At 45.9% G+C, this 19,572-nt stretch carries 16 protein-coding genes; 15 read left to right on the top strand and 1 reads right to left on the bottom strand.

Translation table 11 applies throughout. The features are described from left to right. Positions 1 to 60: 60 nt before the first annotated feature. The 12 genes from H8R94_RS10375 to H8R94_RS10425 all read left to right on the top strand — a co-directional run bounded on the left by H8R94_RS10375 (position 61) and on the right by H8R94_RS10425 (position 13,977). Positions 61 to 987, top strand: a complete 927-nt coding sequence (locus tag H8R94_RS10375) for a DUF1385 domain-containing protein (RefSeq protein WP_186854609.1) — start codon at positions 61 to 63, stop codon at positions 985 to 987. Further along, positions 977 to 1,813 (top strand): peptide chain release factor N(5)-glutamine methyltransferase, encoded by an 837-nt coding sequence (prmC, locus tag H8R94_RS10380; RefSeq protein ID WP_118535601.1) that lies wholly within the window; start codon positions 977 to 979, stop codon positions 1,811 to 1,813. The genes H8R94_RS10375 and prmC overlap by 11 nt, the downstream gene beginning before the upstream one ends. 59 nt (positions 1,814 to 1,872) lie before the next feature. Beyond that, the gene (gene prfA, locus H8R94_RS10385; RefSeq protein WP_118282055.1) at positions 1,873 to 2,949 is read left to right on the top strand and encodes a peptide chain release factor 1; all 1,077 of its coding nucleotides are present in this window, start codon (positions 1,873 to 1,875) and stop codon (positions 2,947 to 2,949) included. A gap of 202 nt (positions 2,950 to 3,151) precedes the next feature. Further along, positions 3,152 to 3,412 (top strand): type II toxin-antitoxin system Phd/YefM family antitoxin, encoded by a 261-nt coding sequence (locus tag H8R94_RS10390; RefSeq protein ID WP_186854610.1) that lies wholly within the window; start codon positions 3,152 to 3,154, stop codon positions 3,410 to 3,412. After that, positions 3,402 to 3,713: a type II toxin-antitoxin system RelE/ParE family toxin gene (locus tag H8R94_RS10395; RefSeq protein WP_186854611.1), complete on the top strand. Its 312-nt coding sequence runs from the start codon at positions 3,402 to 3,404 to the stop codon at positions 3,711 to 3,713. Before H8R94_RS10390 ends, H8R94_RS10395 begins: the two co-directional genes overlap by 11 nt. Before the next feature lie 15 nt (positions 3,714 to 3,728). Beyond that, complete coding sequence (locus H8R94_RS12495; protein ID WP_243069571.1) at positions 3,729 to 3,995, top strand: restriction endonuclease; 267 nt, start codon at positions 3,729 to 3,731, stop codon at positions 3,993 to 3,995. A 54-nt stretch (positions 3,996 to 4,049) separates the two neighbouring features. Beyond that, positions 4,050 to 4,853 (top strand): DUF975 family protein, encoded by an 804-nt coding sequence (locus H8R94_RS10400; protein ID WP_186854612.1) that lies wholly within the window; start codon positions 4,050 to 4,052, stop codon positions 4,851 to 4,853. A 17-nt stretch (positions 4,854 to 4,870) separates the two neighbouring features. Then, a complete protein-coding gene (locus H8R94_RS10405) occupies positions 4,871 to 8,377 on the top strand; it encodes a PD-(D/E)XK nuclease family protein (RefSeq protein ID WP_186854613.1) in 3,507 nt (1,168 codons plus the stop codon). 1 nt (position 8,378) lies between these two features. Beyond that, positions 8,379 to 12,011, top strand: a complete 3,633-nt coding sequence (gene addA, locus H8R94_RS10410; protein WP_186854614.1) for a helicase-exonuclease AddAB subunit AddA — start codon at positions 8,379 to 8,381, stop codon at positions 12,009 to 12,011. Between the two features lie 105 nt (positions 12,012 to 12,116). Next, positions 12,117 to 12,383: a glyoxalase gene (locus H8R94_RS10415; protein WP_118282050.1), complete on the top strand. Its 267-nt coding sequence runs from the start codon at positions 12,117 to 12,119 to the stop codon at positions 12,381 to 12,383. Positions 12,384 to 12,387: 4 nt separating this feature from the next. Beyond that, a complete protein-coding gene (locus H8R94_RS10420) occupies positions 12,388 to 13,386 on the top strand; it encodes a peptidylprolyl isomerase (RefSeq protein ID WP_118535597.1) in 999 nt (332 codons plus the stop codon). Positions 13,387 to 13,464: 78 nt separating this feature from the next. Further along, a complete protein-coding gene (locus H8R94_RS10425; protein ID WP_118282048.1) occupies positions 13,465 to 13,977 on the top strand; it encodes a DUF6465 family protein in 513 nt (170 codons plus the stop codon). 84 nt (positions 13,978 to 14,061) lie between these two features. On the opposite strand, the gene H8R94_RS10430 is transcribed toward H8R94_RS10425, so the two are convergent. Continuing rightward, a complete protein-coding gene (locus tag H8R94_RS10430) occupies positions 14,062 to 14,589 on the bottom strand; it encodes a TetR/AcrR family transcriptional regulator (protein ID WP_186854615.1) in 528 nt (175 codons plus the stop codon). 202 nt (positions 14,590 to 14,791) lie between these two features. Between H8R94_RS10430 and H8R94_RS10435 the strand changes: the two genes are divergently transcribed. The 3 genes from H8R94_RS10435 to H8R94_RS10445 all read left to right on the top strand — a co-directional run bounded on the left by H8R94_RS10435 (position 14,792) and on the right by H8R94_RS10445 (position 19,528). Beyond that, the gene (locus H8R94_RS10435; protein WP_186854616.1) at positions 14,792 to 16,129 is read left to right on the top strand and encodes an MATE family efflux transporter; all 1,338 of its coding nucleotides are present in this window, start codon (positions 14,792 to 14,794) and stop codon (positions 16,127 to 16,129) included. 131 nt (positions 16,130 to 16,260) lie between these two features. Continuing rightward, complete coding sequence (gene htpG / locus H8R94_RS10440; RefSeq protein WP_186854617.1) at positions 16,261 to 18,348, top strand: molecular chaperone HtpG; 2,088 nt, start codon at positions 16,261 to 16,263, stop codon at positions 18,346 to 18,348. 139 nt (positions 18,349 to 18,487) lie between these two features. Beyond that, positions 18,488 to 19,528: a DUF2804 domain-containing protein gene (locus tag H8R94_RS10445; RefSeq protein WP_118282044.1), complete on the top strand. Its 1,041-nt coding sequence runs from the start codon at positions 18,488 to 18,490 to the stop codon at positions 19,526 to 19,528. Positions 19,529 to 19,572: the final 44 nt, after the last annotated feature.

Raw genomic sequence — 19,572 nt, forward strand, 5'->3', positions numbered from 1 at the left:
CGGGTCTGACCCTATTCTTTTATGTCATGAGAAATGGCAAATAATATAGGGGATTTGCACATGAAATTTTCCGGTATTGGCGGTCAGGCGGTCATGGAAGGTGTGATGATGCGCAATGGCAATGATTATGCGATTGCGGTCCGCTTAAATGACGGCTCGATCCATGTAGATAAGAAAAAGACAAAAGGGCAGGAGGGCATCTGGTATAAGATCCCGATCATCCGGGGTATCTGTAGTTTCGTTTCCTCCCTTGTGATCGGTATGTCAACACTGATGGATTCGGCATCCTATTTTGAGGAGGAAGAACCAACGGTCTTGACGGAGGAAGAAAAGAAAAAGAAAGAAAAACAGGACAAGGCAGAAATGACAGGAACACTTTTGTTTTCCATTGTTCTGGCGCTGGTCATTTTCCTTTTGATCCCATATTATTTTTCCCGTTTTGTGGGAAGATTTGTAGATTCGACAACGCTGATGGCTTTGATCGAGGGCATATTCCGCATACTGATCTTTGTGGTCTATGTGAAGGCGATCTCCTGCATGGAAGACATCAAGCGGGTCTTTATGTATCATGGGGCGGAACACAAGTGCATCAACTGTATTGAGCATGGTCTGCCACTGACGGTGGAAAATGTGCGTAAGAGTTCGCGCCAGCACAAACGCTGCGGAACCAGTTTCTTACTCTTTGTGCTCATCATCAGTGTGGTCGTATTTATGTTTATCCGCTTTGACTCACCGGTCTTGCAACTGGTATGCCGTCTGCTCTTGATTCCTTTGATCGCCGGCGTTTCTTATGAGTTTATCCGTCTGGCGGGACGCAGTGAAAATCCTCTGGTGCAGATTCTCAGTAAGCCGGGCTTGTGGCTGCAAAATCTGACGACCAGTGAGCCGGACGATGCCATGATCGAAGTAGGGATGGCATCGGTAGAAGCGGTCTTTGACTGGAAAAAGTTCCAAGAAGAAAATAAGGAGTGCTTCGATGAAGTATAGAGAACTCTTAAAAGAGGGCATGGAAGAACTGAAAAAAGCAGGGATCACAGATGCACAGATCGATGCAGAGTACCTCTTGGAATATGTTTCCGGAATGAACCGGGCGTCTTATCTTATGTGTATGATGGAGCAGGCGCCGGAAGATGTGATAGAGCGCTATCGCGAGTTTATAAAAATGCGCGCGGCGCATGAACCTTTGCAGTATATCACCGGGGAACAGGAATTTATGGGACTGTCCTTTGCAGTTTCGCCGGAGGTTTTGATTCCAAGACAAGACACTGAGTCCTTGGTGGAAGAGACACTGTCTGTCCTTAAAGACGGCGATCTTATTCTTGATATGTGTACCGGAAGCGGCTGTATTTTGATCAGTCTTTTACATGAAAAAAAGACTTGTCAGGGTATAGGCGTTGATGTGGCAGCGACTTCTATTGCACTCGCCAGGGAAAATGCCGTGCATAATCAGGTGGAGGCAGAGTGGCTGGTCAGTGATCTTTTTACAGAAGTGAAGGGCGAGTTTGATGTCATTGTTTCCAATCCGCCTTATATTGCGACGCGTGATCTGGAAGAACTCATGCCGGAGGTTATCTGCCATGAGCCAAAGCGGGCATTGGACGGTCACGAGGATGGCTTGTATTTTTATCGCAAGATCATTGAACAGGCACCGCTTTATCTCAAACCGGGCGGCCGGCTTTTGTTCGAGATCGGCTACGATCAGGGCGAGAGCGTCCCGGATCTGCTGGCGCAGGCAGGCTTTTGTGACATCGCCGTCATAAAAGATTATGCCGGTAATGACCGCGTTGTCCGCGCCCGCCTGCACGACTTGTAGCGGATACTGATATGAAGCTGAACATCTGCCTAGAAAGATTATATAAGGAGTGAACCAATATGTTTGATAAATTAGACGACCTGATTCTTCGCTACGAAGAAGTCATGAACCTATTAAGCGAACCGGATGTTGCCAACGACACCAACCGTTTCCGCAATCTGATGAAGGAACAGGCAAATCTGGCACCGATCGTAGATGCCTATAAAGAATACAAGGCATGCAAAGAGACGGTTGACGATTCTCTTGCCATGCTGGAAGAAGAATCTGATGAAGAAATGCGTGATATGTTAAAAGAGGAACTTTCCACAGCAAGAAAGCGCATTGAAGAATTAGAGACACAGTTAAAAATCCTGCTTTTGCCAAAGGATCCGAATGATGATAAGAACGTTATCGTAGAAATCCGTGCAGGCGCAGGTGGAGAGGAAGCAGCCCTTTTTGCGGCAGAGATGTATCGTCTTTATGTACATTATGTGGAAAGCCGTGGCTGGAAAGTGGAACTTCTGGAAGCAGACGAGACAGGCATCGGTGGTATGAAGTCAGTCAACTTTATGGTAAAGGGCGAGGGCGCTTATTCCGTGCTCAAGTATGAATCCGGGGTACATCGTGTACAGCGTGTACCGGAGACTGAGTCCCAGGGACGTATCCAGACTTCAACCTGTTCCGTGGCTGTTATGCCGGAGGCAGAGGAAGTAGACGTACAGATCGATGAAAAGGATATCCGTATTGATGTTATGAGAGCGTCCGGAAACGGTGGACAGTGTGTCAACACGACGGACTCTGCGGTGCGTTTGACTCATTATCCGACCGGTATTGTTATTTATTCCCAGACAGAAAAATCCCAACTGCAGAATAAGGCAAAGGCATTTGCCCTCTTACGTGCCAAGTTATACGATCTGGAAATGCAGAAAAAGCAGGATGCAGAAGCGGAGGAAAGACGTAGCCAGATCGGTACGGGAGATCGTTCTGAGAAGATCCGTACCTATAACTTCCCACAGGGACGTGTGACCGACCATAGAATTAATCTGACATTGTACAAGCTGGATAAGATTATGAATGGTGATATTCAGGAAATCATCGATGCCTGTATCGCAGCCGACCAGGCAAAGAAATTAGCAAAAATGAACGAGGAAGCGTAAAACATTGATTTTGCTGGATTTTCTGAATAATATCGGTTCTTTTAAACTAAATAAAATCGTAAGAAAAACGGTCTTTGACACAGTCAAAAGACCGTTTTTCTTATATAGGCTAAGTTTTTTTACATGTTTTACTGTATAAAAGAAATTGAAAAAGGATATAATTATGGTATAATTATACCATATAGATGAGGAGGTGTTTATTATGCCACAAATAATCCCAATTAAAGATTTGAAAAATACGTCAGAGATTTCTGATATGTGCCACAAGGCAGAAGAGCCGATTTATGTAACAAAAAATGGTTATGGCGATATGGTTATCATGAGCATGGAGATTTATGAGTCAACGATGAAACAAATCACTATGTATAGAGATATTGAGATATCTGAAAAGCAGATAGAGGCAGGACAGGTAAAAGATGCCAGAACAGCACTGAAAGAAACGAGGGCAAAGTATGGCTTATAAATTGAACGTTACTGAGCATGCCGATGAACTGCTTGATAATCTTGTATATCATCTGGTTAATCGTTTAAAGAATAAACAGGCAGCAAGACATCTGTTGGATAGCATAGATATTGTATATGACAGGTTGGAAATTGATCCATATCAGTATCCGGAGTGTAGGGACACATATCTTGCCAAGAAAGGATATCGTGAGGCAGTAGTGCCACAGATGAATTATATTGTCATATTTGATGTGAGAGTGGATGTTGTGAATGTAGTTGGTATATTCCACCAGTTAGAGAATTATCAGAGCAAATTATAATATGTTTTGGGGTAGATCAGAGTCGGTCGAAAGGCTGGCTCTAATTTTTGCACTTTTTCATTTTATAAGAAACCATATGGAAATTATAGTCCTGACTGGGCGGTAGTTTGTCGCAAGGAGGCACTTGCAAATGTTGATGTTGGCATCTATTTTATAGTGGAGACAAAAACTGGTAAGACAGAGGCAACCCAGACAAATGTAATAAAAAGCGGTCTTTGCCATGCAGGCAGGACCGCTTTCTTAAACTTCCTTAATTTGCAGGATATACTACCACGCAAATGAAAAATTGTGTATAATGAATATAACTTATTTTTTACACAGGAAAGGAGCAGGCTTATGTGGGATAACAAAGTCTTGAAACAAAAAGCAAAGGAGCGTATGAAGGTCAACTACTGGAAGATGCTCTTGGTTGGACTTATCATTGCCTTGGTATCAGGAGGTACAGGAGCATCCTCCAGTGCCAGAAATTATGTCACAGGGGATAAAGAGACGACACAGTATGATGATTACGATGAGGATACATTCTTTTCCGGAGGAGATATTGATCCGGACATGATGGTGGATTCCCTTGGCTTCTGGGGTCTTTTTGGCGGAATGATGCTTGGTGTGGTGGTAGTTGCCGTTATCATTGGTATCTGCCTTGCTATTTTTGTATTGAATCCACTGGAAATTGGAGCACGTCGCTTCTTCTATCGCAATATAAATGAGAAGGCTGAATTAAAAGAAGTGGGATTTGGTTTTGACCGTAATTATCTCGGAAATGTGAAAACTATGTTCCTGCGCGATTTATATACGGTTTTATGGACGTTGTTATTTATCATTCCGGGAATTGTAAAAAGCTATGAATATCGTATGATGCCATATCTTTTGGCAGAACATCCGGACATGAGTACAGATGAGGCTTTTGCCACCAGTAAACGTATGATGGATGGCAACAAACTGGATGCGTTCTGGTTTGACCTTACCTTTATCGGATGGAATATCTTAGGTGCTATCACCTTTGGTATTGTTGATGTATTCTGGGTCAATGGTTACTACAACCAGTCAGCCGCTATGCTTTATGATGCGATCAAGATCGGTGATCAGAACCGCAGAATGCAGCAGGAGACGACAGCAGATCAGGAATTTGACCAGTACTAAAAAGGCGGGAATACAAGATGTCACTACAGTTTGTGATAGGAAATGCGGGAAGCGGTAAGTCTACCTATCTTTACCGGCATGTGATCGCGGAAGCGATCAAACATCCGCAAAAAAATTATCTGGTTATCGTGCCGGAACAGTTTACCATGCATACCCAGGAAGAACTTGTGGCTATGCATCCAAAGCATGCGATCATGAACATTGACGTTCTGAGTTTTGATCGTATGGCATATCGTATTTTTGATGAACTGGGGACGGATACCTTAGAGGTCTTAGAGGAGACCGGAAAGAATCTGCTCTTGCGCAAAGTGGCACAGGAGCAGGAAACAGAATTACATGCACTTGGAAAGAATATGAAACGGCCTGGGTATATTGCCCAGGTCAAGTCTTTAATATCGGAATTTGCGCAGTACAATATCACACCGGACGCTCTGGATGAGATCATGCAGCGACCGGAACTCAGCCAGAGTTTCCGATACAAGGGAGCAGATCTGGTCACCATGTACCGGGCATTTGAGGAAAAGATTGCAGGTTCCTACATCACGACGGAACAGATCCTGCAAAAATTTTTGGATGTGGCGAAAGACTCTAAGATCCTGCGTGGATCGACCATCGTTTTTGACGGCTTTACGGGCTTTACACCCATCCAAAATCAGGTATTGGAAATGCTTCTGCGCATTGCGGACAAGATCATGGTAACGATCACCTGTGATACAAAAGAAGAATTCTTTGGCAGGATTCATGATGAGGAACTTTTTGCCATGAGTAAAAAGACCATGGCAAAACTTGTAGATCTTTGCAGGCAGACAGGCTGTCTCTTGGAGAATCCGGTCTTACTTGACAATGCGCAGGAAAGACGTTTTGTGGCAGGAGGAAGACTGGCGCATCTTGAGGCAAATCTTTTCCGCCCGTCGGCGCATGCCTGGAAACAGAAAGAAGCATCGGAAGATGCCATCCGCATCGTCAGTCTGAAAAATCCAAGGCAGGAACTGGCATATGCTGCCGGTGAGATCACGCGCGCCGTGCGGCAAGAGGGGCGCAGATATCGCGATTTTGCCATCGTGTGTGCAGATCTGGATACCTATCGTTACAGTGCTCCGGCAGTCATGGAAGACTACCATTTACCGTATTTTTTGGATGTCAAGGCGGAGATCGTCTTTCATCCTATGATCGAGTTTATCTATGGGCTTCTTATGGTACTGGAAGAAAATTTTTCCTATGAGAGCATCATGCGCCTGCTCCGTACCGGACTGAGCGATCTGAGCGTGGATGAGATCGACCGACTGGAAAATTATCTGCTGGCATCCGGTATACGGGGGCGAAAGAAGTACAGTGAACCTTTTACGATCGCGCCAAGAGGCTATAGCCCGGAAGACATGGTTGCCTTAAATGAGATTCGTTTGCGCCTGTTTGCCCCGATCGAGCACTTTGTGCAGAAGGTCTTTGCACAGGATGAAAGGACCCAGGAAAAAAAGGCTGGGGCATGGCTGACACCGGCAAAAAGCCTATCGGTACGAGCCCTTTCCTATGGGCTTTATGAGTATCTGGTTTTTTATCATGTGCAGGAAAAACTGGAAAATAAGGCAGAGGACTATGAAGCCGCAGGGCATGTGGTAAAGAGTCAAGAATATCGACAGATCTATGGCGAGTGCATGGATCTTTTAGATAAACTGGTCGCCATTTTAGGACAGGAAGCGATGACGGTAAGCGAGTATCGGGAGATCCTGTCTTCTGGTTTTGAGTCGATCGCGGTGGGCATGATCCCGCCGGATCAGGATTGTGTCGTTATTGGGGATATGGAGCGTACCCGTCTTTCGGATATCCATACCATGTATCTGATCGGGGCAAATGATGGTGCCATTCCAAAAGCACTTGGCAATGGCGGTATTTTGTCCCAACTGGATCGGGAACAACTGATGGCACTGGATGTAGAGGTGGCACCGTCAGACCGGCAAAAAGCCTTTATGCAGCGCTTTTATCTGTATTTTGTCATGACAAAGCCGTCAAGAGAACTGGTCGTGACCTATACGCGTGTGGATGGCGACAGTAAGGCGGTGCGCAGGTCTTATCTGATCCAGACCCTTTTACAACTTTTCCCGGATATCCGGGTGGAAGAATTAGAAGAACTTCCGGCAAGAAACCGCATCCTGACTGCGGAGACCGCCCGGGACTATTATGTAGATCTCTTGCGTCAGTATGTGGAGGAGGGCAGGACAGAGGATGCCTTTCTGGCATGCCTTGCATGGGAAGAAGCAAAGGACCAAGTGACTTTCCGCCGTCTGCGGGATGCAGCCTTTTATGAGCACAAGGAAGAAAGACTGTCAAAAGCCGCGCTGGATGCTTTGTATGGCACATCCATCACAGAGAGCGTCAGCCGGTTGGAACAGTATGCCAGATGCGCTTATGCGTATTTTCTGCGTTATGGTCTGGGGCTGCTTCCACGTCCGGAACATGCCTTTGAGGTGGCAGACATGGGAAATCTCTACCATGAAGCCTTGGAGGAGTATTCCAAGCGGCTTTTAAAAAGAGAGGATGTCAACTGGTACACGATCAGCAGGGAGCAAAGTGATGCTCTTTTGGCAGAAGCCATTGCCTACACCTATCAGACCATGGCAAAGACAGAGGTTTTGGAAGAAGGACGGGATCGTTATATCCTACGGCGTATGGAAAAGACCCTGCAACAGACCGTGCATGCCCTGACCGAACAGGTGCGAAAGGGTTCTTTTGTGCCGAGTGCTTTTGAGGTGGATTTCCGTCAGGTTTCCGATCTGGATGCTTTGCGTTTTCAACTGGATGAGATGCACACCATGCGCCTGCGGGGAAAAGTGGACCGTGTGGATCTATATCAGGACGGACCTTCTGTTTATGTCAAGATCGTGGACTACAAATCCGGTGCCAAAGATATAGACTTTGCACAATTATACCAGGGACTACAAGTGCAGTTGGTCCTTTATATGGATGCGACGGCGGAGGGATTAAAAGAACGCTATCCGCAAAAGAAGATCAGCCCCGGCGCCATGTTTTACTACCATATCGACCGTCCGCTGCTACTGGCAGGAGATCGTACAGAGCAGGAAAAAGAGCAGGCGCTTTTAAAAGAATTGCAGATGAAAGGTGTCGTCAATGCAGATCTGCATGTGATCGAGGCATTGCATCACGGACTGGAAGGGCGGTCGGATGTCATTCCGGCGGGGATCAATAAGGATGGATCTTTATCTAAGACCTCAAGTGCGCTTTCCGAAGATGAATTTGCCCTGGTGTCATCCTATGTCCGTATGCTGATACAAAAGACCGGCAAACAGATCGTGGACGGCAGGATCGATTGTGCGCCTTACCACATGGGACAGGAAAACGGATGTACCTATTGCGAATACCATGGCATTTGTGGTTTTGATGCCCGAATGGATGGTTTTGCCTATCGCAGGCTTTCCGACAAAGCAGATCGGGAGGAAATTTTGGCGCGCATGGAGGAGGATCTGCAAAAGGATCGTTACAGAGAAGAAAGAAAAGAAGGAGAGAAGTAAGGTGCCACAGTGGACAGACGACCAGCAGCAGGTCATTGATAGCAGAGAAAAGAATATGTTGGTTTCTGCGGCAGCAGGCTCCGGTAAGACGGCAGTTTTGGTGGAGCGTATCATCCAGCGTATCCTGGATGAAGAAAAACCGATCGACGTAGACCGTATTGTAGTCGTGACCTTTACCAAGGCGGCGGCAGCGGAGATGCGTGAGAGGATCCTCTTGGCAATCAACGGCAAATTGGAAGAAGATCCCGGAAATGTGCATCTGATGCGGCAGGCGACTTTGGTCCATAATGCCCAGATTACCACGATCGACAGTTTTTGTAATTATATCGTGCGCAATCATTTCCATGAGATCGATCTGGAGCCGGACTATCGTATCGGGGATGAGGGAGAAATGCTGCTCATGCGAAGAAGCGTTATGGATGCCATGATGCAAAAAGAGTATGAGGCGGCAGAAGAAGCAGGACAGGATACCTTTTTCTATTCTTTTATGAATGCCTATGTCCGGGGCAATTCGGATCAGGCGGTAACAGATATGATCCTGCGCCTCTTTGATAAGGCACAGTCCTATCCGTGGCCGAAGGAATGGCTACAATCCCTGGTGGATGCCTATGAGGTCACCTCGACACAGGATTTGCAGGAAAGTGCATGGTTTGCCTTTTTACTGGACAGACTACGCATACAGGTGGAGGAGGCAAAGGCTAAGACCGAGCGTCTGATCGATCTGTGCAGGCAACCGGAGGGACCTATTTTTTACGAAAAGGGCTTGCAGCAGGATCTCTTATTATATGAGGACATCCTGGCATTTGACGAAAAGATGCGTTTTTACGATGCCTTCCGGGATTTAAAATATGGTGCGATCGGGCGCAAGCCGCGCGGCTATGACGGCGACGAAGTCCTCCTCAATCGAGTAAAGGATGGACGGGATGCCATCAAAAAAAGCATGGAAAAAGCAAAGAGTGATTATGGCGCATTCTCTTTGGAAGAGATCGTCCGACAGATGCAGCGGATACAGCCCTTTGTTCGGGAATTGGTGCGTCTGACCATACATTTCATGGATGATTTTGCCGCCTACAAGCGGAACAAAAATGTCATGGATTTTAATGACATAGAACACTTTGCCCTGCAGATCTTAAAAGATCAAAGGACCAAGCAGACCACGCCGACTGCCAGAGAATTTCAGGCATACTATCAGGAAATCATGATCGACGAATATCAGGACAGCAACTATATTCAGGAAGAGATCCTAAGCAGTGTATCAAAGGAAGAGATCGGCGGGCATAATATGTTTATGGTGGGGGATGTTAAGCAGAGCATCTATAGTTTCCGTCAGGCATGCCCGGAGATCTTTATGGATAAATACGAGAGGTTCCACGGCAGGGAAGAAGGCAGTATTGCCATTGATCTGCACCAGAATTTCCGCAGCAGAAATGAAGTGCTGACCTTTACCAATGATGTCTTTTACCAGCTCATGCATGCGGATATCGGCAATGTGGAATATGACGATCTGGCGGCACTTTATCCCGGTGCGATCTATCCCGGGATTTTAAAATCGGAGGATTTCTTTGCGTCGGAAGATTATGATACTGACTTTCAGGGGGAGATACTGATCGCAGACCAGGACAGTGACCTTATGGAGGATGCGGGGATCGAAGACCGCATCGCCTTTGAGGCAAAGATCATTGCAGACAAGATCCGGGAAATGAAAAAGACGCAGTTTGTCACGGATAAAGCGTCGGGGAAACTCCGTCCTATGCGCTACCGCGATGTCGTTATCTTGTTGCGCAGTCCCGGAAGCATGGCAGAGAGCATGATCGCTGTCTTGGAAGAAAACGGCATACCGGCTTTTGCGGAAAATAAGACTGGTTATTTTGATACCATGGAAGTACAGACTGTCCTAAATCTGCTCCGCATCATTGACAATCCAAGGCAGGATATCCCTTTTGCGGCAGTCCTACATTCCGCCATGTTTGCTTTTTCCAGTGACCAGATCGCTCTGATCCGTATGACAGAGCCCAAACTGACCCTTTATGAAGCCATGCAGGCTTATGAAAAAGAGCATTCACAGGAGAAAAAGGTGGGAGATTTTCTGAACTTTTTGGAGGATATGCGCTCTAAAGTGGCAGATACGCCTATTCATTCTTTTATCGAGATGCTTTTGCAAAAGACAGGCTATCTGACCTATGTAAGTGCTATGCCGCGTGGCGAGAGCCGGCGAGCCAACCTGGAAAAACTCATGGCACAGGCAGTGGTTTATGAGAAGACCAGTTATAAAGGTCTCTTTCATTTCATAAACTATATCGGGCAGTTACAAAAGTATCAGGTGGATATGGGCGAGGCGGAACTCATAAACGACAATGATGATGCCGTGGCGATCCTGAGTATCCATAAAAGTAAGGGATTGGAATTTCCGGTCGTTTTTGTATCCGGTATGGGCAAGCAGTTCAATGAAACGGACCAAAAGGGTTCTATGATCCTGCACGGTGATCTGGGCGTGGGACTGGATCTGGTCAATTATGAAGAACAGACCAAGATGACACCGCTTTACAAACAGGTGGTTGCACGCAGGCTGCATGAAGATGCCTGTGGCGAGGAAATGCGTATCCTTTATGTCGCACTCACCAGAGCAAAAGAGAAACTTATCTTGACGGGCACACTCAAAAAAGCAGAGGAGACCCTGGAAAAATGGCAGGAAAACCGCGGAAAACTGACCTTTTTTGAAAGGGAGGGAGCCAGGTCTTATCTAGAGTGGATCGTGCGTGCGACAGCATCCGTGCGGGAAAAATATCCGATACAGGTCATTTCGCCGGAAGAAGTCGTTGTGGCAGAAGTTGCCGGACAGATGGATAAAGCGGCAAAAAAAGAGGCTCTGGAGGCTTTGAGCGGACAGGCTAAACCGTCCTGGGTAAAGGCGTTAGAAGACGAGATGGCTTATGTTTATCCCTATGCATCCGTCGGAAAGTACAAAAATAAATATTCCGTATCGGAGATCAAGCATGACCGGATGGAAAAGGCATTTGCAGACGACCAGAGTGTGCGTCCGGACTTTTTGAAGGAGGAGACAAAAGAGATCGTTCCAGCATTTATCGCAGAGAAAAAGACCCAGGAGGTCTCACGCGGAGCCCTGCGGGGAACTGCCATGCACAGGTTTATGGAGTGCTTTGATTTTTGCAATTATACAGGCAGAGCCAGTCTGGAGGAGCAGGCAGAGCGGATGCTTCATGAGGGACGCATGGACCCGGAGCAAAAGGAACTTTTGCAGATGGACCGCCTTTATACCTTTATGGAGACCGGGGTGGCAAAGCGCATGATGCAGGCGGCTGGTAGGCATGAACTATACGTGGAAAAGCCTTTTGTCATGAGCGTTTTTCCGCAGGAACTCTTTGACGAAGAGGAATCCGACAGCCGGAGTGATACGGTCTTGGTGCAGGGGATCATTGACGTATTTTTTGTGGAAGAGGACGGCATTGTACTGTTGGATTACAAGACAGACCGTGTGCAGCAGGCAGAGGAACTCGTCAAGCGTTATCAGGCACAGTTGCAGCTTTATGCACTGGCATTGGGGCGTACCATGGATCTGCCGGTCAAAGAAATTTTGATCTATTCCTTTTATCTGGAAAAAATGATTGCATTGTAAGGAGCAAGTATTTATACTATACATTGTTTCGTAGGAAATGAGATCGTGACACAGACCACCAGATCTGTGACATAGGAAGAAATAATAAGTAGGAGGACTTTTGAAATGAGCAGTTACGAATACGATGAGGCATGTATTCAGGCATTTCTTGAGCAGCAGTTGAAATTATTCCCGGAGGAGGTAGCCGAGACACCGGAGGAGGCAGAAGCCTTCTTAGAAGATTGTATGGCTATGGTCTGTGACAACAAGGACGAGGTCATCGAATACTTGGAAGATGAGATGGATATCGTAGGCATGGAAGAAGAGGAGATCTTGGAGGCGGAGGAAGTCTTTGCCATCGGAGACGGACGATATCTGGTAGTAGAAGGATAGTTGTATGAGACAGTATAAGAAGAGAATACCGGCACTTTTGCTGGTCCTGATCTTAGGGATTGGTCTGCTTTTTACAGGCTGTTCCATCGGAGACCGACAGGTGTATTTTGCCTCCAAGAGCGGGGGACACACGGTATTTAAGATTGGTCGGATGGCGTGTTCGCGTGAAGAGGCAAAGGTCTATCTGGCAAATTATAAAAATCTGTATGGAAAGATCTATGACACAGATCTGTGGTCGGAGGATTATGATACCAAGACCATGGAGGAAAGCATCAAGGATGCGGTCATCAGTCATCTGACCAAGGTCTATTCGCTGGATATGTATGCCCAGACTAAAGAGATCGAACTTTCCGAGGAGGAAAAGGACAAGGTGACGCAGGCGGCGGAGACCTATTACAAGTCTTTGAATCGGACAGAGCGCAAATACACCGGGGCGTCCAAAAAGGACATTACAAAGATGTATGAGCATTATGCGCTGGCGGAAAAGGTCTACAAGCAGTTGATGAGTGGTGTCGATGAGAATGTCAGCGAGGATGAGGCGCGTATCATGGAGGCAAATGTTATCTATGTGACGGATGAGACTCTGGCAAAGGATATTGCGACCCAGTTAAAGAACGGGGCTTCTTTTGACCGGCTGGCAAGTTCTTACAGTCAGGCAGACAGCATCCATGTGACCTTTGGCAGAAATACTTATGAGACTGCCGTAGAGGATGTGGTCTTCCAGTTGGATGATGGTGATATTTCCGATATGATCCAGGGGAAGGATGGCTACTACTTTTTTGAATGTGTCAGCAAATATAACGAAGAACTCTCAGAACAGAACAAGGTTGCCATTGTCAGCCAGCGACAGGAACAGGCGATGGAAGATGTGATCTCTGCGATCGAGACGGATTATTATTCGGATTTTAACCAGAAACTGTGGGATAAGATCACAATCGACAAGAACGACAAGATCACGACCGATTCTTTTTTTACTACTTTAGATGATAAAATAACCTTTTAAATTGGATATTATGGAAAGAATGTGTATAATAAAAGTTAGTAACAGATAAAAGTTATCAGAGGAAAAGGAGTGTTTGTTATGGCAGATACAAAAAAAGTTGATATGAAGAAAATGGCTGAGGAAGCAAAGAAAGCCACAGAGAGCGTAAAAGTTGCAGCAACAAAGGCAGCATCTTCTGTAAAGGCTGGTGCTGAGAAAGCAAAGAAGGCGACAGAGGCAGCCGCAACCGAGACCAAGAAGCAGGCAGAAAACGTGGCTACTGAAGTCAAGAAAGAGGCAGAAAAGCAGGCTGAGGCTGTGGTTACCGAGACCAAGAAAGCAAGCGAGACTGTAAAGAAGACAGCCAAAAAGGCTACGACCAGAAAGACTAGCAAGAAAAAGCCGGAAATGACCAAGTCAGCAGTATTACAGTTTGGCGGAGAAGATTTTAAGGTAGATGAGATCATCGCCAATGCACAGGCTGCATTCAAGGCAGAGAACAAGAGAAAGGCTATCTCTGATATCAAGGTATATATCAAGCCGGAAGAAAGAGCGGCTTATTATGTAGTGACTTCAGGAGAAAGCGAATACGCAGGCAGAATCGACTTATAATTTTATCATACATACGGACATCTTATAGTGATATAGAAGAACCTATAGACAGGTGTAAACTTGTCTATAGGTTCTTTTTTGATCTTATAAAGACCGCACGCCGTTTTCAAAAAAGTTGGCAAGTTTTTCTAAGTCTTCATCATTGATGGCGGGCTCTTTGACCTTGTGCAGGGCAATGATGCCGTTGATGGTAAAGGTGAGCAGGGCACCGACATAGTGGTAGTTGTCCGGCTGTAAGCCCTGTTCGATGGCTTTTGCATTTAGGGCGGCGGACAGTTGCTGGCTGAACTTCATATTGCCACTGCTAAAGGGCTGGATGTTATCATTTTTACAAATGGAAAGTGCATCATACATGTCTAAGAAAAAGGCATGGGGATCCTCAAACATATTGGCAAGATAGTGCATGGCGGATACCACACTGGATATGGCATCGTTGGAAAGGGCATCCATGAGATCATAGATGTCGCGATAATGGGCGTAAAAGGTAGATTTGTTGATCTGTGCCTCTGTTACGATATCAGTTACCGTGATCTTTTCGATCGGCTTTTTGCCAGTCATGCGAAGAAAGGCGTCGGCGATGGCTTTTTTTGTTTTTTGTACGCGGATATCCATAGAAATCCTCCTTTGCATTGCAGAAAAACAACGGATCGGACAGAAAGCGTTGCTTAACCAACGATACGGTGTCTATCTGCTGATTGTTTTACCCTTGTTTTGTCCTTATAATAACAACTGTAAGTTGGAAATGCAACTATGAGTTGGAAAAACAACCTATAGTTGAAAATATTTTATCAGGATAGAAAAGGAGTGGATCAAGATGAAGAATGAAGAAATGATGAAAAGCGGGTCTGTCTGGAAAGCCATTGCGTCTATGGCAATCCCGTCCGCGGTGATCATGATACTCATGATCTTTTACAATATCGCAGATATGTTTTTTATCGCAAGATTGGGGGACAACGCACAGGTGGCGGCAGTTTCTGTGGTATCTCCGGTATTTTCCATTATGTCAGCCATTGCCATGATGCTTGGAAACGGAGGCTGTACCATGATTGCCAAAGCCTTTGGGGCGGGAGAAAAGGATAAGGCCAAGACGTATTCCAGCCTTTGTATGTGGACCGCCATTGTGCTTGCTGTCGTATTTATCGTATTGGCACTGACCTTCGTCGATCCCCTGCTTGCCTTTTTGGGGGCGAAAGGTGACGTTGCCCTTTATGCCAAAAAGTATATGATCCCGATCGTCTTAGGATCCCCCTTTATGATGATCTCTACATCTGTTGCGCTTTTGCTTCGTGCGGAAGGTGCTGTCATGGAAGGGTTTTGCGGAAACCTCATTGGTACAGTGGTAAATCTGATTCTAGATCCCATTTTTATTCTTGTATTTCACTGGGGTGTTGCAGGAGCAGCGCTGGCGTCTGTAGCAGGAAATGCTTTGGCAACTTTTTACTATAGTTATGTCATTAGCAAAAAATCGCAGGCAATGTCATTTTCCTTAAAATATGCCAGAAAGGACGTAGGTGCGATCGGCCATATTCTGATCCTGGGACTTCCAAATGCCATTGCCAGTATCTTATCCGGTTTTGCATCCACCTTTAGCAACCAGATCTTGAGCGGTTACGGCACGGATGCCCTTGCCGCCATGGCTGCGGCTGGCAAATGTACCATGATCGCTACTACCCTTGTCATGGCAGTAGGAATGGGCTGTCAGGCACTGATCTCCTATAATTATGGGGCACAGAATATTCCGCGTCTCAAGGAAGTGGTGCGCAAATTATCTATTCTGGTCTTTGCTATCAGTATTGTGGCAGGTGCCTTTTGCTTTCTCTTCCGAAAAGTCATTATGGCACAGTTCTTAACGACGGATGTCTTAGACCTAGGCGTTCATATGGTGACCATCCTGCTTTTGACCAGTCCTATCATAGGCGTAGTCTATCTGGTGTCAGGCTATTTTCAGGCAATCGACCGGCCTATGGAATCTCTGGTCGTATCCATCCTTCGTCAGGGGCTCCTCCTGATCCCGGCACTTTATATCTGCAACCGTCTGTCGGGTCTGGATGGCGTTGTCTGGGCATATGTGGTCGCAGATGTCATCAGTACGATCGTTGCCCTGATCGTTTATCTAATGCGAAAAAACCTTTGTATTATAAGGTCAAAATAAAATTATTAGCACTCATTTTGAATGAGTGCTAATTTTTTGTTGACTTTTGCATTTGGCTGTCTTATTATATTTTCTAGAACGTGAGAGATGGCGACATCCGTTCTATTTTATAGAAAGAAGGAATGATAGAAATGGAAAACAAACGTGGAAGTTTATCAATTACAAGCGAAAACATTTTTCCGGTAATCAAGAAATGGTTATATTCAGATCATGATATTTTTTATAGAGAATTGATCTCCAATGGCTGTGATGCCATTACTAAGTTAAAGAAACTGGATATGATGGGAGAATACGAGCTCCCGGAAGACTATAAGGCAAAGATCCAGGTTATCGTCAGCCCGGAGGACAAGACCCTTACCTTTATCGATAACGGTCTTGGTATGACGGCAGAAGAAGTAGAGGAATACATCAATCAGATCGCTTTTTCCGGTGCTACCGACTTCTTGGAGAAGTACAAGGACAAGGCAAGTGAGGAGCAGATCATCGGTCATTTCGGATTGGGATTTTATTCTGCCTTCATGGTTGCGGATGAGGTACATATCGATACCTTATCTTATAAGGAAGGTGCCAAGGCTGTACATTGGGAATGTGACGGCGGTACTGAGTTCGAGATGGGTGACGGAGACAAGACAGAAGTCGGAACCAAGATCACTTTGTTCTTAAATGAGGACTGCCTGGAATTTGCCAATGAATACCGTGCAAGAGAAGTCATTGAAAAGTATTGCTCATTCATGCCGACGGAGATCTATCTTTCAAAGAAAGATGCACCGGAAGAATATGAGACCATCGATGTAGCAGACAAGCGCGACACCGATACCGTGATCGAGGAAATCCATACCGATGCCAAGATGGAAGAAAAGGAAAAAGAGGATGGCAGCAAGGAGATGGTCGAGGTAGAGCCTGCCAAAGACCAACTCAAGATCGTAAAGCGTCCGGTTCCTTTGAACGATACCAACCCACTTTGGACAAAGAACCCGAGCGAATGTACAGATGAAGATTATATCGCCTTTTACCGGAAGGTATTTATGGATTACAAGGAGCCGCTTTTCTGGATCCATCTGAATATGGATTATCCATTCAACCTGAAAGGTATCTTGTACTTCCCGAAGATCAACACCGAGTACGATTCGATCGAGGGTACGATCAAGTTATACAACAATCAGGTATTTATCGCGGACAACATCAAGGAAGTTATTCCGGAATTTCTGATGCTCTTAAAGGGTGTCATCGACTGCCCGGACCTGCCGCTGAACGTATCCCGTTCCGCTTTGCAGAATGATGGATTTGTTACCAAGATTTCTGAGTACATTACCAAGAAGGTGGCTGACAAACTCATTGGTATGTGCAAGACCGACAAGGAAAATTATGAGAAATATTGGGATGACATCAGCCCATTTATCAAGTTTGGCTGCTTAAAGGACAATAAGTTCTGTGACAAGATGAATGACTATATCCTCTTTAAGGATATTGACGGCAAGTACACGACCTTACCGGAACTCCTTGTTGCAGAAGAAAAGACCGAGGAAAAGGCAACGGATGAAAACGGCGAGACCGTGGATGTCGAGGAAGTAAAGGAAGATGCCGGTGCGGCTGAAGGTGAGCCGGAAGATAAGAGAAAGACCATCTTCTATGTGACTGATATGCAGCAGCAGAGCCAGTATATCAACCTGTTCCGTGAGCAGGGCATGAATGCGGTTGTTCTGGACCACACGATCGACAATTCCTTTATCACACAGTTAGAGCAGCGCAATCAAGACTACAAGTTCTTGCGAATCGATGCAGATCTGACAGAAAACTTGGTTGAGGAGGCTTCTGAGGAAGACTTGAAGGCTGCACAGGATGCCCTTTCTGCACTCTTTAAGAAGGCATGCGGCAAGGACAATCTGACCGTAAAGGTAGAGAAGTTCAAGAACAAGGACATTTCTTCTATGCTGACAGTTTCTGAGGAAAGCAGACGTATGCAGGAAATGATGAAGATGTACAATATGTACGGCATGGATCCGTCTATGTTTGGCGGAGACGAGACGCTGGTACTCAATGTGGACAACGACCTTGTCAAATACATGTTTGAGCATGCAGATGGCGAGAATGTAGAGATGTTCGCACAGCAGTTGTACGATCTGGCATGTCTGGCAAATAAGCCACTTGCACCGGAAGCCATGACAGCATTTGTTGCCCGTAGCAACAAGATCATGATGCTTTTGGCACAGGATAAGTAAGATATAAAATAAAAATGTACCGGATACAGAGAAAGGTCTGTATCCGGTCTTTTTTTATATTGACAGAAAAGAAATGCGTATTATGATGAAAGTAAGAGAAGTTTTTCATGGATGTGCATAAAAACAGGGGGATCAGATTATGGCAGAAAGAAATCATGAAGTGACAAAAAGACAGCCGCTCTTAGATGCCAGGGGAAACATCGCAGAGCCGGGCTGGTCGAGAAGACAGTTGCAGGTCTATGACCGGACAAAGATCAAGGCAGCCAGGTTCCGTATCAAGGAATGGGACTATTATCTGGTGGTAGGGGATGCATGTGCCGTGGCATTTACCCTATCGGATGATGGCTATGTGGGCTTACAGTCGGTATCTTTGCTGGAATTGGGAGAGCATCCTTGGGAGCACACAGAGACCATTTTGGATGCTTTTCCTATGGGAAAGTTTCACTTGCCGGGCAATTCTTCCGCCGGAGATATTGTCTATGATAAGGGCAGGCTACAATTATCTTATTGTCTGGAAGAAATAGAGGGCAAGCGGGTGCGGCATATCCGGGGCAATTTTGCAGACTTTTATCAGAAGAAGCCTTTTTCCTGTGATATTGTCTTGGAAGAACCGGACATGGATACCATGGTCATTGCGACCCCTTGGGATAAGGACGGACATTTTTACTACAATCAAAAGATCAACTGTATGCGGGCGAGCGGCTGGGCAGACTATGACGGCAAACGCTATGTCTTTGATCCGGCAAGGCATTTTGGAACGCTGGATTGGGGCAGGGGAGTCTGGACTTATGACAATACCTGGTATTGGGGATCCGGCAACTGTGACTTAGATGGGCATGCCTTTGGCTTCAATATCGGCTACGGATTTGGCAATACCAAGGCGGCGACTGAAAATGTCATCTTTTATGATGGCGTGGCACACAAGATCGATGATGTGACCTTCCACATCCCACAGGACGATTATTGCAAGCCTTGGACTTTTTCTTCCAGCGATGGACGCTTTGAGATGGAGTTTATGCCAATTCTTGACCGCAGTGCCTGTATGGACTACAAACTGATCGTCTCCGATCAGCACCAGGTCTTTGGCAAAATGAGCGGCGTGGCGGTCTTAGATGACGGCACGCATCTTCATATAAAAGATGTCTTATGTTTTGCGGAAAAAGTGCATAACCGCTATTAAAAAAACAGGTCAGTCTCTTGTGAGGCTGACCTGCTTTTATGTAA

The sequence above is a fragment of the Roseburia lenta genome (genome assembly GCF_014287435.1).
In the GTDB taxonomy this organism is placed as follows: domain Bacteria; phylum Bacillota; class Clostridia; order Lachnospirales; family Lachnospiraceae; genus Pararoseburia; species Pararoseburia lenta.